This is a genomic window from Halomonas sp. HNIBRBA4712 (assembly GCF_043558675.1).
Taxonomy (GTDB): domain Bacteria; phylum Pseudomonadota; class Gammaproteobacteria; order Pseudomonadales; family Halomonadaceae; genus Vreelandella.
Genome location: NZ_JBIFXR010000001.1, coordinates 30,512 through 46,577, shown reverse-complemented (window position 1 = coordinate 46,577; position 16,066 = coordinate 30,512). Strand labels below are relative to the sequence as shown.

Annotated in this window: 14 protein-coding genes; all 14 read right to left on the bottom strand. The window is 63.5% G+C overall.

Annotated features, from left to right (window positions below):
- Window positions 1-8: 8 nt before the first annotated feature.
- Complete coding sequence (flhA, locus tag ACGK9R_RS00245; RefSeq protein ID WP_394577563.1) at window positions 9-2,093, bottom strand: flagellar biosynthesis protein FlhA; 2,085 nt, start codon at window positions 2,091-2,093, stop codon at window positions 9-11.
- Entirely contained in the window at window positions 2,090-3,256 is a 1,167-nt protein-coding gene (gene flhB / locus ACGK9R_RS00240) for a flagellar biosynthesis protein FlhB (protein ID WP_394577562.1), read from the bottom strand. The genes flhA and flhB overlap by 4 nt, the downstream gene beginning before the upstream one ends.
- 115 nt (window positions 3,257-3,371) lie before the next feature.
- Entirely contained in the window at window positions 3,372-4,064 is a 693-nt protein-coding gene (gene cheZ, locus ACGK9R_RS00235; protein ID WP_394577561.1) for a protein phosphatase CheZ, read from the bottom strand.
- Between the two features lie 39 nt (window positions 4,065-4,103).
- Entirely contained in the window at window positions 4,104-4,493 is a 390-nt protein-coding gene (gene cheY / locus ACGK9R_RS00230) for a chemotaxis response regulator CheY (protein WP_394577560.1), read from the bottom strand.
- Window positions 4,494-4,595: 102 nt separating this feature from the next.
- The gene (locus tag ACGK9R_RS00225) at window positions 4,596-6,299 is read right to left on the bottom strand and encodes a methyl-accepting chemotaxis protein (RefSeq protein ID WP_394577559.1); all 1,704 of its coding nucleotides are present in this window, start codon (window positions 6,297-6,299) and stop codon (window positions 4,596-4,598) included.
- Between the two features lie 44 nt (window positions 6,300-6,343).
- Entirely contained in the window at window positions 6,344-7,402 is a 1,059-nt protein-coding gene (locus ACGK9R_RS00220) for a chemotaxis response regulator protein-glutamate methylesterase (protein WP_394577558.1), read from the bottom strand.
- 55 nt (window positions 7,403-7,457) lie between these two features.
- Entirely contained in the window at window positions 7,458-8,333 is an 876-nt protein-coding gene (locus ACGK9R_RS00215) for a CheR family methyltransferase (protein ID WP_394577557.1), read from the bottom strand.
- The gene (locus ACGK9R_RS00210; protein WP_394577556.1) at window positions 8,330-10,483 is read right to left on the bottom strand and encodes a methyl-accepting chemotaxis protein; all 2,154 of its coding nucleotides are present in this window, start codon (window positions 10,481-10,483) and stop codon (window positions 8,330-8,332) included. The genes ACGK9R_RS00215 and ACGK9R_RS00210 overlap by 4 nt, the downstream gene beginning before the upstream one ends.
- 88 nt (window positions 10,484-10,571) lie before the next feature.
- Entirely contained in the window at window positions 10,572-11,072 is a 501-nt protein-coding gene (gene cheW, locus ACGK9R_RS00205) for a chemotaxis protein CheW (protein ID WP_394577555.1), read from the bottom strand.
- On the bottom strand, window positions 11,069-13,126 hold the full coding sequence (gene cheA, locus ACGK9R_RS00200; RefSeq protein WP_394577554.1) for a chemotaxis protein CheA: 2,058 nt from the start codon (window positions 13,124-13,126) through the stop codon (window positions 11,069-11,071). The genes cheW and cheA overlap by 4 nt, the downstream gene beginning before the upstream one ends.
- Before the next feature lie 44 nt (window positions 13,127-13,170).
- Window positions 13,171-14,088 carry a flagellar motor protein MotB gene (gene motB / locus ACGK9R_RS00195; RefSeq protein ID WP_394577553.1) on the bottom strand — a complete coding sequence of 306 codons (918 nt, stop codon included), beginning with the start codon at window positions 14,086-14,088 and terminating at the stop codon, window positions 13,171-13,173.
- Window positions 14,085-14,954 (bottom strand): flagellar motor stator protein MotA, encoded by an 870-nt coding sequence (gene motA / locus ACGK9R_RS00190; RefSeq protein WP_394577552.1) that lies wholly within the window; start codon window positions 14,952-14,954, stop codon window positions 14,085-14,087. The genes motB and motA overlap by 4 nt, the downstream gene beginning before the upstream one ends.
- Window positions 14,955-15,164: 210 nt before the next feature.
- On the bottom strand, window positions 15,165-15,686 hold the full coding sequence (gene flhC, locus ACGK9R_RS00185; protein ID WP_394577551.1) for a flagellar transcriptional regulator FlhC: 522 nt from the start codon (window positions 15,684-15,686) through the stop codon (window positions 15,165-15,167).
- Window positions 15,683-16,015, bottom strand: a complete 333-nt coding sequence (flhD, locus tag ACGK9R_RS00180; RefSeq protein WP_394577550.1) for a flagellar transcriptional regulator FlhD — start codon at window positions 16,013-16,015, stop codon at window positions 15,683-15,685. Before flhD ends, flhC begins: the two co-directional genes overlap by 4 nt.
- Window positions 16,016-16,066 lie beyond the last annotated feature (51 nt).

The window sequence follows — 16,066 nt, the reverse complement described above, 5'->3', positions numbered from 1 at the left end:
GTCAAGGCTCATCGCGACCCGCCCACCAGCGTCGAGATTCGAAGCGTCCGGTCGTCGGGAATCTCGGCCTGGGACATCACTACCAGGTGGCGCAGCCGGCGGCGCAGAAAGCGCGCGACCACCGGGCGCAGCGAGTGCTGCACCACCAGCACCGGCGGCTCGCCGCTGGCTTCCTGGCGCTCCAGCGCCTGCTGGGTCTGATTCATCAGGGTGTCGGCCAGCCCCGGCTCCATGGCGCCGTTGCCGTTCATGGCCTGGATCAGCACCTGCTCGAGCTGGGCGTCCAGGCCGATGACGTTGAGCGTCTCCTGACCTGCGAACCACTGCTGGGTGATCGCCCGGCCCAGGCTCACGCGCACCAGCGCGGTCAGCTCGCCCGGGTCCTTCTGGTTACCGGCGAACTCGGCCAGGGTGTCGAGAATGGTGCGCATGTCGCGAATCGAGACGTCCTCTTCGAGCAGGTTCTGCAGGATGCGCTGGAGTACGGTGAGCGAGATCGCCTTGGGCACGACCTCCTCGACCAGGGATTTCTGTTCGTCGCCGAGCTTGTCGAGCAGCTTCTGCACCTCCTGGCGGCCGAGCATTTCCGGCGAGTGGCGGTGCAAAAGGTGATTGAGGTGGGTGGCGATCACGGTGCTGGCATCGACCACGGTGTAGCCAAAGACCTGGGCGTGCTCGCGCTGGCTTGCATCGACCCACACCGCCGGTAGCCCGAAGGCCGGGTCCTCGGTGGGCGTGCCGGCAAGCTCGCCGGAGACCTGGCCTGGGTTGATCGCCAGCCACTTGCCCGGCTGCGCCTCGGCGCGCCCGATCTCGGCGCCCTTGAGCGAGAGCACGTAGGCGTTGGGCGAAAGCTCGAGGTTGTCGCGAATGTGCACCACCGGCGGCAGAAAGCCGACCTCCTGGGCGAACTTCTTGCGCACGCTCTTGATACGCGCCAGAAGCTCGCCCTTCTGGCGCGAGTCGACCAGCGGAATCAGCCGGTGGCCGACCTCGAGGCCCAGGGTATCGACCAGCTGCACGTCTTCCCAGCTCGCCTCCGGCGTCTCCTGCACCGGTACCGGCGCGTCCGCCATCTCTTCGGTGACCAGCACCTTCTCCTGGTGGCGCTTGAGGTACCAGGCGAGCCCGCCGAGAAGCGCGGTGAAGATCAGAAACACCAGGTTGGGCATCCCCGGCACCATGCCGAGAAGCCCCATCACCGCGGCGGCGAGCACCATGACCTGGGGGTTGACGAACAGCTGGCTGAGCATCTGCTGGCCGACGTCCTGCTCGGTATTGACCCGTGACACCGTGACGCCGGCGGCGGTGGAGATCACCAGCGCCGGAATCTGCGCTACCAGGCCGTCGCCGATAGTCAAGAGCGTGTAGGTGCGCCCGGCGTCGGCGAAGCTCATGTCGTGCTGCATCATGCCGATGATCAGCCCGCCGATGATGTTGACCACCATAATGACGAGCCCCGCCATGGCGTCGCCGCGCACGAACTTGCTGGCACCGTCCATGGAGCCGTAGAAGTCGGCTTCCTGAGCGACCTCGGCGCGGCGCTTCTTGGCGTCCTCCTCACCGATCAGCCCGGCGTTCAGGTCGGCGTCGATCGCCATCTGCTTGCCCGGCATGGCGTCGAGGGTGAAGCGCGCGCCGACCTCGGCGATACGCCCGGCGCCCTTGGTGATGACCATGAAGTTGATGATGACCAGAATCAGGAACACCACCAGACCCACGGCGAAGTTGCCGCCGACCAGAAACGTGCCGAAGGCCTCGATCACCTTGCCCGCCGAGGCGCCGCCCTGGTGGCCCTCCATCAGCACCACCCGGGTCGAGGCGACGTTGAGCGATAGCCGCAGCAGCGTAGTGAACAGCAGCACCGCCGGGAAGGCGGCGAAATCGAGCGGCTTCTCGGCGAACATGCTCACCAGCAGCACCATGATGGCCAGCGCAATATTGAAGGTGAACAGCAGATCCAACGCAAAGGGCGGCAGCGGCACGATCATCATGCCGAGGATCATGAGGATCAAGAGCGGCCCGGCCAACAGCTTGATCGGCACATCGCCAAAGGGGTTGCGTCGACTGATCAACTGGCTAAACGCCTTCATGAACGTGCCTCAAAAGCACCGGGGCCTCGGGCGGGATGGGTCATCTCGTCGGGAACCGGTAAGTTATCGGGGGTTGGCGGCGCTTCGCCACCGTCTTGCGCCACGCTTTTCAAGCGGTACGCCCAGGCCATGACCTCGGCCACGGCGGTGTAGAGCGTTTCCGGCACCTCAGCGTCAAGATCGACGTGGTGATAAAGCGCCCGGGCCAGCGGTGCGGCCTCGAGCCTTGGCACGCCGGCCTCGAGTGCGACGTCGCGAATGCGCGCGGCCACCGCGTCAGCGCCCTTGGCAACCACCCGCGGCGCGCCCATCTGCCCCTCCTGGTAGGAGAGCGCGACGGCGTAGTGGGTCGGGTTGGTAATGATGACGTCGGCCTCGGGCACCTTGCTCATCATCCGCCCGCGCGCCATCGCCTGCTGCTGCTGGCGAATGCGCCCTTTCACGTGGGGGTCGCCTTCGGACTCCTTGTGCTCGCGCTTGACCTCCTCCTTGCTCATGCGCAGCTTTTTGGCGTTGCTCCAGAGCTGGAAAGGCACGTCGATCAGAATCACCACCACCAGCGAAAAGATCGCCAGCGCCGCGGCCAGCGCCGCCATGTTCAAGGCACTGGCCAGCGCCTGATGGACCGGCAGATCGGGAAGCCCCAGCAGCCGGTCGATATTGAAATAGATGAAGGCGCTGGCGATGCCGCCGACCAGCACCGATTTGGCGATCGCCTTGGCAAGCTCGATCAGTGCCTGGGTCGAAAAGATGCGCTTCACGCCCGAGATCGGGTTGAGCTTGGAAAACTTCGGCTGCATCGATTTGGCCGACACCAGCCAGCCGCCCAGCAGCGCCGGCGCCACCAGCGCCACGGCGCCAAGCAGCACGAACAGCGGCACCATCGAGATCAGCGTGCGCTCACCGAGATCCAGCGCGTTGGTCAGCATCGGCGTGGGATCGAAGGCCTGGTGGCGGTCGAACAGAAACGCCCGCTCCATCACCAGGCCGAGCTGGGCGTAGAGCATCTGCCCCATGCCCCAGAGCCCGATCACGCCGGCCATCAGCAAAAGAAACGTGGTCAACTCGCGCGAGCGGGGTACCTGACCCTCTTCCCGGGCCTTCTCCTTGCGCCTGGGCGTGGCCTCTTCGGTCTTTTCCTGATCGCTATCGTTGTCTGCCATGAGGGGCCCGGCTGATTCTGGACGACGCACCAAACGTCAGCCGCCCCGAAGGGCGGCTGAATAAGGTGACTAGTGTGCCAGACGAGACGTCTTACAATGTCTCAATAACCGGGCATTAAAAGCCTAATTCGTCCAATAAGTCGTCCACCTGATCCTGGCCGGTAACGATATCCGCAGCGCTTTCGTTGACCTGCGGGCCGTTGAGCAGCTCCTCCTTTCGGGGAGGGTTACTCTTCTCCGGCGTAGCCTGGACTTTTTGCAAATTGTCGCGCGCCCGGCTACTGGGCGAATTATCGATCAGTACCTGCACCAGCTGCTGCTCGATTTCGCGGATCACGTCCATCATCTTCTTGATCACCTGGCCGGTCAGGTCCTGAAAGTCCTGGGCCATCATGATCTCCATCAGCTCCTTGTTGGTGGCCGCCGTGATCGTAGGCACCTCCCCCAGGTAGCCGCGGGTCTCCTTGACCAGCGCCTTCGCCTCGTCGAGTTCCTGAGGCGCGGCGAACCACTCGTCCCAGCGCGTGTCGAGCGCTTCGGCGCGCTCACAGAGCTGATCCTGCAGCGGCTGGGCGCGGTCGATGGCGTTGAGCGCGCGATCGGCGGCCTGCTCGGTCATCGTCGCGACGTAGTGCAGCCTGTCGCGGGCGTCGGGAATCGCCACCGCGGCCTTCTCGATCTCCTTGTCGAGCCCCAGCTCGCGCATGTTGTCACGCAGCATACGGGTGAGCTTGCCGATCCGGTGAATCAGATCCTCGGTGTTATCGTCCTGCAGCTGGTGAGTACCCGACTGCTCATTGTGACTCATGGTGTACTCCTCTAGAGCCCAGGCGGGAAGCCTGGCACCCTATTGCCCCATCTTTTCGAAAATCTTGTTGAGTTTCTCTTCGAGCGTTGCGGCGGTGAACGGCTTGACCACGTAGCCGTTGGCACCGGCCTGGGCGGCGGCGATGATGTTCTCCTTCTTCGCCTCGGCGGTCACCATCAGCACCGGCAGCGCCTTGAGCGCGTCGTCCTGGCGGATCTCCTTGAGCATCTCGAGTCCGTCGAGATTGGGCATGTTCCAGTCGGAGACGACGAACTCGAAGCTGCCCGCGCGCAGCTTGTTGAGCGCGTCCTGGCCATCCTCGGCCTCTTCGACGTTGGTGAAACCCAGCTCCTTGAGCAGACTGCGTACGATGCGGCGCATGGTGGGAAAATCGTCCACCACCAGAAAGCTCATGTTCTTGTCGGCCATTCTCTACCTCGTCATGTGAACAACGTGCGTAAAACGTTTTTTGAAAGCGGCTTGAAACCCGTTTTCAAGCCGCCGTGTAACCGTTGAGTGGATCCTGCGGAATCAGAAGGACTCCCACTCCTCGAGCTGGCTTTCGCGTTTAGTAGTATCGGTACGCGGCGCGATTTGTTTAGCCTTTGGTGCAGGCACGGCGTCGCGTTTGGGCGTAACGTACCGGGCATCGCGGCGCGCGCTGGCGTCGTACTGGCCCTCCAATACCTTGAACACCGCGACCGCTTCTTCCAGACGGCTGGCCTGCTCTTCGAGCGAGGCGGCAGCGGCGGCGGCCTGCTGCACCAGGGCGGCGTTTTGCTGGGTCACCTCGTCCATCTGCCCGACCGCCTGGCTGACCTGCTCGATACCGTCGCTCTGCTCCTGGGAGGCCGCGGAGATCTCATCCATGATGTCGGTCACCCGGCGTACGGCGCTGACCACGTCGGTCATGGTGGCGCCTGCCTGTTCGACCAGCGTCGAGCCCTCGCTGATCTGGGTGACCGAGGTGTCGATCAGCGCCTTGATCTCGCGGGCGGCGTCGGCGCTGCGGCTGGCAAGGTTTCGCACCTCGCCGGCGACGACCGCAAAGCCTCGGCCCTGCTCCCCGGCCCGCGCCGCTTCGACCGAGGCGTTCAGCGCCAGGATGTTGGTTTGAAAGGCGATCGAGTCGATCACGCTGGTGATGTCCGCCACCTTCTGCGAGCTTTGCGAGATGCCGTGCATGGTCTGTACCACCTGCTCCACCACCTGGCCGCCACGCTCGGCGGTGGTCGAGGCCTCGCCGGCTAGAACGCTTGCCTGGCGCGCGTTATCGGCGTTCTGCTTCACCGTGGCGGTCATCTGCTCCATGCTCGCCGCGGTCTCTTCGATGGAGGCAGCCTGCTGCTCGGTGCGCGATGAAAGATCGCTGTTGCCCTGGCTGATCTCCCGGGTGCCGTGATGAATCTCGCGGCTACCGCCGCGCACCCGCCCGACCAGCCCGGTCAGGTTATGTTGCATGGCGCCCATGGCAGTGAACAGCCGGCCGATTTCGTTGTTGCCCGACGCGGGCAGCGGCTCGGTGAGATCCGCCTCGGCGATCTTGTTGAGTCGGCGCACGGCGTCGTTGAGCGGCAAGGTCACGGTGCGGCGCAACCCGAGGTAGATCAGCAAGACGGCCAGAAGCGTCACCAGTACCGCGACGATGTAGAGGATAGTGAATAGGTGGCGCTGATCCTGGATATCGGCGTGGATACCGTCGACCCTTGAGAAACCATACTCGGTGAAGGCAGTGATGCTCGAGGTCAACGCTGATAGCGGTTCGCGCAGCTCGTCGCGCAACTGGTTGAAGCCTCCCGTATCCATTTCGTCGAGGCTTGCGAGCTGCTGCCTGACCAACGGCAGCAAGCGCTGATAGCTCTCGATCAGCGGTACGGCCAGCTCTTCGCCCTGAGGCGTTCGCGGTGTGCTGATGAAGTTGTTGAAACGCACTTCCGAACGCTCGAGACGGTTGGCCGCGATCTCGCTCACATCACGGGACATAGTGACTTCGCCGACCATCAGGTAATTGGCGGCCATCTCCAGCGCCAGCATGCCTTGGTAGAGCAGCGAATCTCCACGATTGAGTTCGTTGAGCTGCTCGCGGCTGATGGTGGTCAGCGTGTTCACGTTCTTTTCGGTGGAGCGGTCGGTCATGATATTAAGTGCGATCAGCGCCAGGACCAGCGCGCTGAAACAGCCCAGTGCCACCACCACCGCCGTATGAATACTCAGATTTCTTGCAAACCGCGCCATGTGAATGATCCTTCTCGATGTCGTTTAATGCCGCTGTTTCAGGGTTAAACCCGCTGCGCGCGGCCCGAAGCGGCGACAAGCGCCAGTACGCGCGCGGGAATGTCGTTCAACGCCAGGGTCTCGGTCGCACCGCCCACGGCGATCGCCTCACGCGGCATGCCGAACACCACGCAGCTCTGCTCGTTCTGGGCAATGGTCGGGGCGCCGGCCTGGCGCATCTGCAAAAGCCCTACCGCGCCGTCCTTGCCCATGCCGGTGAGAATCACGCCGATAGCGTTCTTGCCGGCGTATTTGGCGGCGGAGTGAAACAACACGTCCACCGAGGGGCGGTGGCGGTTGACCGGCTCGCCGTCGTGCAGGTGCACCACGTAGTTGGCGCCGCTGCGGGCAAGCTCCAGGTGGTGGCCGCCCGGGGCAATGTAGGCGTGACCGGGCAGCACCCGCTCGCCGTCAGTGGCTTCCTTGACGGTGATCCGGCAGAGCCGGTCAAGGCGCTCGGCGAAGGATTTGGTGAAGCCGCCGGGCATGTGCTGGGTGATCAGGATTGCCGGTGAGTTGGCCGGCAGCGGTTCGAGCACGGCGCGAATCGCCTCGGTGCCGCCGGTCGAGGCACCGATGATGATCAGCTTTTCGCTCGAGACCATCGGCGCCTTCAGCGCCGCTGGGGGGCTTGCCGACTTGCGCGCCTGGTAGGGGCGAGAGCGCGCGGCGGCGCGAAGCTTGTCGGCGATTTCGCTGGCGTACTCCATCATGCCGCTTCTCACGCCCAGACTCGGCTTGGCGACGAAGTCGAGCGCGCCGAGCTCGAGGGCGCGCAGGGTGATCTCCGAGCCACTCTGGGTCAGCGACGAGACCATCAGTACCGGCATGGGGCGCAGGCGCATCAGCCGGTCGAGAAAATCGAGCCCGTCCATGCGCGGCATCTCGACGTCCAGCGTCAGCACGTCCGGGTTGTGGCGCTTGATCAGATCCCGCGCCACCAGCGGGTCCGGCGCGGTGGCGACGACTTCCATGTCCGGCTGCTCGTTGATGATGGTGGCGAGCAGATCGCGAATCAGCGCTGAGTCGTCCACGCACAACACCTTGATTTTGGCGCTACTCAAAGGCCGCCTCCTGTCATTGCACTCACCGCTATAAGCCTCTGTGAAATTTCGGGGGTCACGGGCGTGCGCTCCGGGTGTAAACCGTTTGCCCGCGCAGCTTGAACGCATCGCTGATGTAGGAGAAATTCTCCGAATGGCCGGCGAACAGCAGGCCATCGCTTTTGAGCAGCGGCGCGAATCGGGACAGAATTTTCGTCTGGGTCGATTTATCGAAATAGATCATGATGTTGCGACAGAAGATGGCATCGAAAGGGCCCTTGAACGGCCAGCTCGGCGCCAGCAGGTTGAGCGCATGAAACTCCACCAGCTCCGCCACCTCCGGGCGCACCCGGGCCAGGCCCGCCTGGTTTCCCGTCCCTTTCTGAAAAAAACGCTTCACCCGGGCCTCGTCGAGCTTTCGCACCTGCTCCTGGGGGTAGATGCCTGCCCGCGCTTTCGCCAGCGCATCGGTGTCGATATCGGTGGCGATCACTCGGGCGTTCGACGCTTTCGGCCCGAGCGTTTCCAGCAGCGTCATGGCGATCGAGTAGGGCTCCTCGCCGGTCGAGGCCGCCGCGCACCAGATGGTCACGGGCCCGGAATGCTGGCGAACGTGCTCGGCCAGCAGCGGGAAGTGGTGTGCCTCGCGAAAGAACGCGGTCAGGTTGGTGGTCAGCGCGTTGGTGAACGCCTCCCACTCCTGGGCGTCGGGCTGGCGCTCGAGTCGCGTGAGATAGTCGGTGAAGCGCGTCACCCCGTGATGGCGCAGCCGTCGCGCCAGACGGCTATAGACCATCTCACGCTTGTGCTCGGCCAGCACGATGCCGGCCCGCTGATAGATCAGCTCCCTGACGCGCAAGAAGTCGGCGTCCGTGAGAATCAGATCGCGTTCGATCCGAGAGCCCGATATCCAAAGGCTCTGCTCTCCCGACTCGATGCGTGGTTCGTTCAAAATTCCTGCCACTCCTGTTCGGTCACGGCTTGGCGTTTTGCCGGTCGCGGCGTTGATTCACCGGCCGGCAGCGCCACCCGCTGGGGTGAGGCGAGCGGCTCGGTTCGGCCGGTACTCATTGGCCGGCTTTGCAGGCGAAACGCCTCGACGGATATCGCCAGCAGGCTTGCCCGGCGCTCGAGCGCCGCCGCCGCCTGAGCGGTTTGCTGCACGCGCTCGGCGTTTTGCTGCGTGGCCTGGTCCATTTCGGCAACCGACTGGTTGACCTCGCCGATGCCGCTGCTCTGCTCTTCGGAAGCCGAGGAGATCTGATGCATGATCTCGGTGACGCTACGCGCCGCCTCGACCACTTCGTTGATCGCGCCTTCGGCCTGCTCGACCAGCCGGGCGCCGGTCGAGACGTCCTGGTGGGAGCTGTCGATCAGCCCGCGAATCTCCTGGGCGGACGCGGCGGAGCGCCCGGCGAGGTTTCGCACCTCCTCGGCGACGACGGCGAAGCCGCGACCGTGCTCGCCGGCCCGCGCCGCCTCGACGGAGGCGTTGAGCGCCAGAATATTGGTCTGAAACGCGATGGCATCGATGGTGTCGATGATATCGGTCATCTTCTGCGAGCTTTGGGTGATGCGCTGCATGTTGCTGACCAGCTGGCTCATCAGCTCGCCGGTGTCGCCGACCCGCTCGGCGTTGCTGTCGGCCAGCCGACGCGCTTTCTGCGCGTTGTCGCTGTTCTGGCGGACGGTGGCGGTCATCTCCTCCATGCTCGAGGCGGTCTGGGTCAGCGAGGCGGCCTGCTGCTCGGTGCGCGCCGCCAGCTCCTCGTTGCCGCTGGCGATGGAGCGCGCCGCCGGCGTGACCACCTCGACCCCTTCCTTGACGTCGCCGATGATGCTGCCAAGGCTCTTGCGCATGGTGTTCAGCGAGCCCAGCAGATGGCCGATCTCATCGCGGCGCATCGCCGGCGCGCGGGCCGCCAGGTTGCCGCCGGCGATCTGGAGCGTGAAGCGCGAGGCGTCGTTAAGCGGCTTGAGAATCGAGCGCAGAATCACCGTGCCCAGCAGAATCAGCGCCAACAGCCCGATCCCCAGCACGCTGGCCTGGGTGGCGAGCATGGCGAGCTGCGCCTGTCCGGCGTCGTCGGCCATGGCCTCGGCGGCGTCCTGTTTCTGCGCGATCAGATCGTTGACCAGTTGGGAGAGCTCGCGCCCTTCGCTGTTCATGAGCGCGGTGATGTCGTCCAGACCGGTCAGTACATCGAGCACCTCCTCGGACTGCAGAAGCTCCGCGGCGCGCCCCAACCCCTCGTTCAAAAACGCCTGCAGACGGCTATCGAAGGTGGCCGCCAGCGGCGTGGCGTTGATCTCGCGTCCGAGGTAGGCCTGCCAGGTCTGGTCGATCGACTCGGCGCGCTGCTCGATCGACTCGCTCACCTCGAAGCGCTGGCCAACGAGCGCCATGCGCCCGGGCTCCACCAGCGACTGGCGCGCCTGGGCGATGCTTTGATCGATACGCTGAAGGCGAATGACGTCGCGCAGGCCGTCGCGGTCGAGCTGGGTCAGCCGCTCGCCGGCGGTATGAAGGCCAAATAGCCCGATGCCCCCGCTGGCCAGCAGCAGGGCGCTGCCGATCACGATCATGCCGACGAGTTTGGCGCGCAGCGTATCCGGGCGCAGACGCTTCAATCGCTGGGCCATGCCGCGCCGACGAATGAGCCCCTGATCCAGGTAGAACGCCTTCGCGCCGCGCCCGGCGGAAAACTCGGCATAAACGCTCTCGGCGTGAGCGATCGCCTCGCGGCTGGCCTGCACGCGCACCGAGGCGTAGCCCACTACCTCATCGTTTTCGATGATCGGCGTCACGCTCGCCTCGACCCAGTAGTGATCGCCGCTTTTACAGCGGTTCTTGACCAGCCCGCGCCAGGTCTTCTGCCCCTTGACGGTCTGCCACAGGTTCTCGAACGCCGCCGGCGGCATGTCCGGGTGGCGAATGATGTTGTGCGGCGCGCCGATCAGCTCCTCGCGCGCGAAACCGCTGATCGCGACGAATGCCGGGTTGGCGTAGGTAATGTTGCCTTCGAGATCGGTGCGCGAGACGAGAAAATCGTCGCTTTCGAGTTCGACTTCACGCTGGGTGACGGGCTGGTTATTGCGCATGCTGCGGCCTTGTTCTTTTGCGATGTTCGTCTCGACACCCCACGCATAGTCGCACCTGGAGGTCGCCGTTTAGCGTCTGACCACGGGGTCAGGCGCTTTTGGTGGAGTCCACCAGCGCCATCTCCTCGCTGGTCAATAATTTATCGATATCCACCAGCACCAGCATGCGATCCTCGAGGCTACCGAGCCCGCTGAGGAAATCCGAGGAGAGCGTGACGCCGAACTCCGGCGCGGGTTTGATCTGCTCTGGCGTCAGGCTCATCACGTCCGATACGCCGTCGACGACGATACCCACCACGCGGCTGGCCACGTTGACCACGATCACCACGGTCTGGCCGCCGTACTCGACGCGGTCCAGGTGAAACTTGATCCGCAGATCGACGATCGGCACGATCACGCCGCGCAGGTTGGTCACCCCCTTGATGAAGGCCGGCGCGTTGGCGATGCGGGTGACGTTTTCGTAGCCGCGGATCTCCTGCACCTTGAGGATGTCGATGGCGTACTCTTCCTCGCCGAGCGAGAACACCAGAAATTCGCGGTTATCCGCTTCGGCGGCCTTCAACACCGCGTCGCTTTGGGGCTGACTCATGACAGTGCGATCTCCTTGTCGTAGGAATAGGGGGTAAGGGAGGCGCTCTTGCCCGCTTCTTTCTTGGCGCGGCTCAAGCGGTGCAGCCCGGTGATATCCAGAATCAGCGCCACGCTGCCGTCGCCGAGGATCGTGGCGGCAGAGACGCCGGGCACCTTGCGGTAGTTCTCTTCGAGGTTCTTGACCACCACCTGCTGCTGACCGATTAGCTCGTCGACCAGCAGCGCATAGCGCCGGCCCTCGCCCTGGACGATCACGGCGATGCTGCGGGTCGGATCGGTAATGGCGTTCTCGACGTCCAGCGCCTCGTGAATGGCGATCACCGGCAGGTATTCGTCGCGCACCTTGAGCACCACGTCGTCGCCGGCCATGGCGTACATGTCATTTTTGGCAGGCTGAAGCGACTCGAGCACCGTGGAGAGCGGCAGAATGAAGGTTTCGCCGCCCACCTTGATCGACATACCGTCGAGAATGGCCAGCGTCAGCGGCAGTACGATGCGGGTGTTGGTGCCTTCGCCCAGCGTCGATTGAATCTCGACGCGCCCCCCCATGCCTTGAATGTTGCGTTTGACCACGTCCATGCCCACCCCGCGCCCGGAGACGTCGGTCACCTCGGCGGCGGTGGAGAAGCCCGGGGCGAAAATCAGCTGATACACCTCTTCATCGGACAGGGTATCGGAGACGTTCATGCCGTTTTCGCGAGCCTTGGCGAGCAGCCGCTCGCGGTCCATGCCAGCGCCGTCGTCCTTCACTTCGATCAGGATGTTGCCGCCCTGGTGGCGCGCGGCCAGCGTCAGCTTGCCCTGGCGCGGCTTGCCCAGCGCCTCGCGTACTTCGGGCATTTCGATGCCGTGGTCGAGGCTGTTGCGCACCAGGTGGGTCAGCGGGTCGGTGATGCGTTCGACCAGGCTCTTGTCGAGCTCGGTGGACTTGCCTTCGGTGACCAGCTCGATCTCCTTGCCGAGCTTGCCAGCGGTGTCGCGCACCACGCGGGGAAAGCGGCTGAAAACGAACTCCATGGGAATCATGCGAATCGACATCACCGCTTCCTGCAGATCACGGGCGTTGCGCTGCAGAAGGCTCATGCCGTTTTGCAGCGAGCTGTTGCCCGTCGAGCGTTCGCCCAAATCATTCACGGTCTGGTCGAGCATCGACTGGGTGATGATCAGCTCGCCCACCAGGTTGATGATCTGGTCGACCTTGTCCACCGACACACGGATCGAACTCGACTCCGGCGCGGCCTTTTTCGCCGTGGACTTCTCATCGGCGGCCTTCGACGCCGCCGGCTTTTCCGCTGGCGCGGGTGCTTCAGGCTTGATGGACTTGGCGGCGGGCTCGGCGACAGGCGCTGGCGCGCTTTGGGCGGCGGCAGGCGCGGCGCTGATCTGGATCTGCTCGGGCTCGATGATGAAGCACATCACCGCTTCGATATCGTCGGCGCTGACGCTGGCGGTGAGCGCTACTTCAAAGCGCTGCTCGTCGCCGGATTGGCTGAGGATGTCGCCCAGCTGTTCGAGCTCCTCGATGAGCAGGGCGCGGTCTTTCTCCTTGACGTTGATAAACGATACGACGAGTCGATTTTCCGCTGCCGGCGCGTTCTCGGTAGTTGCCGGCTCGGGCGCCGCGGGTTGGGCGGGCGCGACCGTGGGCACCTCCAGCGGCTCGCCCATCTCTTCGAGCGCGATCTGCTGAAGGGTCTGGCAGATGCGCTCGTAAGCCTCCTGGTTGGGCTCTTCTTCGTTGCGGTAGGCGTTGAGCTGTTCGTGCATGATGTCCTTGGCCTCTAAAAACGTATCCACGAGGTCGGCGCGCAGCGAAAGCTCGCCCTTGCGGGCACTGTCCAGCAGATTTTCCAGAATGTGCGTGGTCTTTTGCAGCACACCGAAGCCGAACGTGCCCGCCCCGCCCTTGATCGAGTGAGCGGCGCGGAAGATGGCGTTGAGCTGCTCGCTGTCCGGGTCGTCGACATCCAGCTCGAGCAGGTGCTGCTCCATGTCGGCGAGAAGCTCTTCGGCCTCTTCGAAAAAGGTGTCAAAAAAATCCGCTATATCCATGCACTGCTCCACATTAGCGCTATCGTCGTGACGGCAAGCCCTGCTTACTGCGCTATATCGGCCTCGGGCATGTTTTCTAAAGTCTCGATCACGCTATTTTCGTCAGAAAGCGGCTCATTGGACTCCAGAACGCCGGGATTGCGAATCGCATCGGCGATCTCCGGAAGCAGCACCACGAGCTCGATACGCCGGTTACGCGGGTCCATCGGCGTGGTGTCGGGCAAGAGCACCCGGTCGGCAAAGCCCGAGACGCGCAACAGCTGGTCCGGGTCGAGCCCACCGGCGACCAGCTCGCGGCGCGAGGCGTTGGCGCGGTCGTTGGAGAGTTCCCAGTTGCTGTAGCCACGATAGCCGCCGGCGTAGGGCACGCTGTCGGTGTGGCCACTGATGCTCAGATCGTTGGGCAATTCGTTCAAAAGTGGCGCCATGGTGCGCAAAAGGCTTCGCATATAGGAGGCGACCTGGTCACTGCCAAGCTCGAACATCGGCCGTTGGTCGGTGTCGAGTAGCTGGATGCGCAGCCCCTCGCGGGTCAAATCGAAACGCATCTGGGATCGCAACTGGCGAAGCTCCGGGTCCTGTTCGATCGCGCGCTCGATACGCTCCTGAAGCTCTTCGAAAAAACGCCGCTCCTGGCTGCTGGGGCGGGTGTGCTGGCGAGTATCGATACGTGCGCGTTCGCCGTCGGTATGGGTCGGGTCGGGGCCGCCGCCGGGAATCACCCGCGTACTGCCGGAGCGGTCGCCGCCGGTGATCGCGGTGACCAGCGGCGCGCTGAAGTAGTCCGCCACGCCCTGGCGCTGCTCTTCGCTGGACACGCTCAGAATCCAGAGCACCAGAAAAAGCGCCATCAGCGCGGTCATGAAGTCCGCCAGCGCAATCTTCCACGCCCCGCCGTGGTGGGCGTGCACCACTTTCTTGCGCCGAATGACGATCGGACGCTTGTCGGCCCCCTTACTCATGCACTGCCACTCTTCTTGGCGTCACGCACGTACTCTTCAAGCTCGCTGAAGCTCGGCCGTTCGGCGGTGTGCAGCGCCTTGCGGCCGAACTCCACCGCCAGCTGCGGCGCGTAACCGTGCAGGCTCGCCAGAAGCGTCACGCGGATGCACTGGAGCATCTTCTCCGCCTCCTTGGCCTGACGGTCTACGTAGCTGGCAACGGGGCTAATGAATCCGTACCCCATCAGGATACCGAGGAAGGTACCGACCAGCGCGTGGGCGATCATTTCCCCCAGCTGCTCCGGGCTGGCGTCGGCGTAGGTCAGCGCCTTTACCACACCCATGACCGCGGCCACGATGCCAAAGGCCGGCATGGCGTCACCGACCTTGCTGATCGCGTCGATCGGCACGTGCATCTCCTGCTCGAACACTTCGATTTCGTGCAGCATCAGCTCGTCGATTTCCATCGGCTCCATGCCGCCGCTGACCATCAGGCGCAGATAGTCGGTGAGAAAGTTCATGATGTGCGGGTCGGCGAGCACCGTTGGGTGCTCCTGAAAAAGCGGGCTCTCCTGCGGGGCGTCGATATCGCGCTCGATTCCGAGCATCCCTTCGCGGCGAATTTTTGAGAGAATCTTGAACTGCAGCGCCATGAGCTCCATGTAGAGCGTCTTGTTATACTTTTTGGCCCGCTTGAGCCTGGGTAGCACCTTGAAAGTCGCCTTGATCGCCTTGCCGTTATTGGCCGCAATGAAAGCCCCCACGCCCGCGCCCCCGATAATCAATAGCTCGAGGGGCTGATAAATCGGTCCAAGGCTTCCTCCCGCCAACATATACCCGCCAAACACCGATAGCAGTACCACCAGATAACCCAAGGCAATCAGCACACGACCCTTCCTTATGATGATATGAACAATTCGAGAGGCCAGTGCCGCACGCGATGACGAACGTAGGCAGCCTCGCCTGAATGACGCTTAGGCGTATCATACCGGTCCGGGTGCGATTCTTAATGATAAAGTACCGCCGCCTTTGAGCCTTATCCCAGGATTAACTTGAGTGAGAGGCGGGTAACGGGACGCAAAAGTCGCAGCGGTCGATCAGGAGGACTTGCGGGTCTTGCCGGCGCGCGAAGGCGGCTGACAGATACCGCAGACGTAGTCGCGGGTCGGGCTATGGGCGTGGGCGACGAAGTGGCCGCCACAGCGTGTGCAGGTGGTGAGCTGTAAAAGGTCGCTTTCGAAAAAGCGCACCAGTGTCCAGGCGCGGGTCAGCCCCAGGACCGGGTCGACGCTTTCAAGCTTGATCTGCTCTTCATAAAGACGGTAGGCCTTGACGAAGGCGTCGATGCGCTCGCAGTCGGTATTCTTTCGCAGGCTCAGGTAAATGTTGTAGAAAAGTGACGAGTGGACGTTGGGCAACCAGGTCACGAACCAGTCCGTTGAAAACGGCAGCATCCCCTTGGGCGGGGAAACCCCGCGCACTTCCTTGTAGAGCTTGATCAGCCGTGTGCGGCTAAGCTCGGTTTCGGTTTCCAGCACCTGCAGGCGCGCGCCGAGTTCGATAAGCTCGATCGCCAGCTGCACCTGATGCATTTCATCGACCAGGCTCTTTTGCGTCACTCGCGCTCTCCTCTGGGCAGCGACTCGAAGGACTCGCTGGCCATCAGTAGCGACGCGTGTAGTCCAGAAAGCCCCTGATCGCGCGGGTTTTCCATCACCTGCTTAAGCTGCGCGGCGGTGACCTGGCTGAAGCGGCACACCAGCTGATTGGATCGCGCCAGCCTTGAAAGCTGGCGCGCGTTCATGGCGATGATCAGATCGGCGAGTTCGTTGTCGACCTTCAATCGCAGCATCGCGGCTTCGCGATCCTCGCTCAAAAGGCGCTGGGCCAGTAGCAGATAAGCGAGATTTATTTCCTGAATTTCATCGAAAAGACTGGTTTGACTCATAGAGGTCCATCGAACGTCGGGCGATCAAAATCCGCAATACTAACGCAAGTT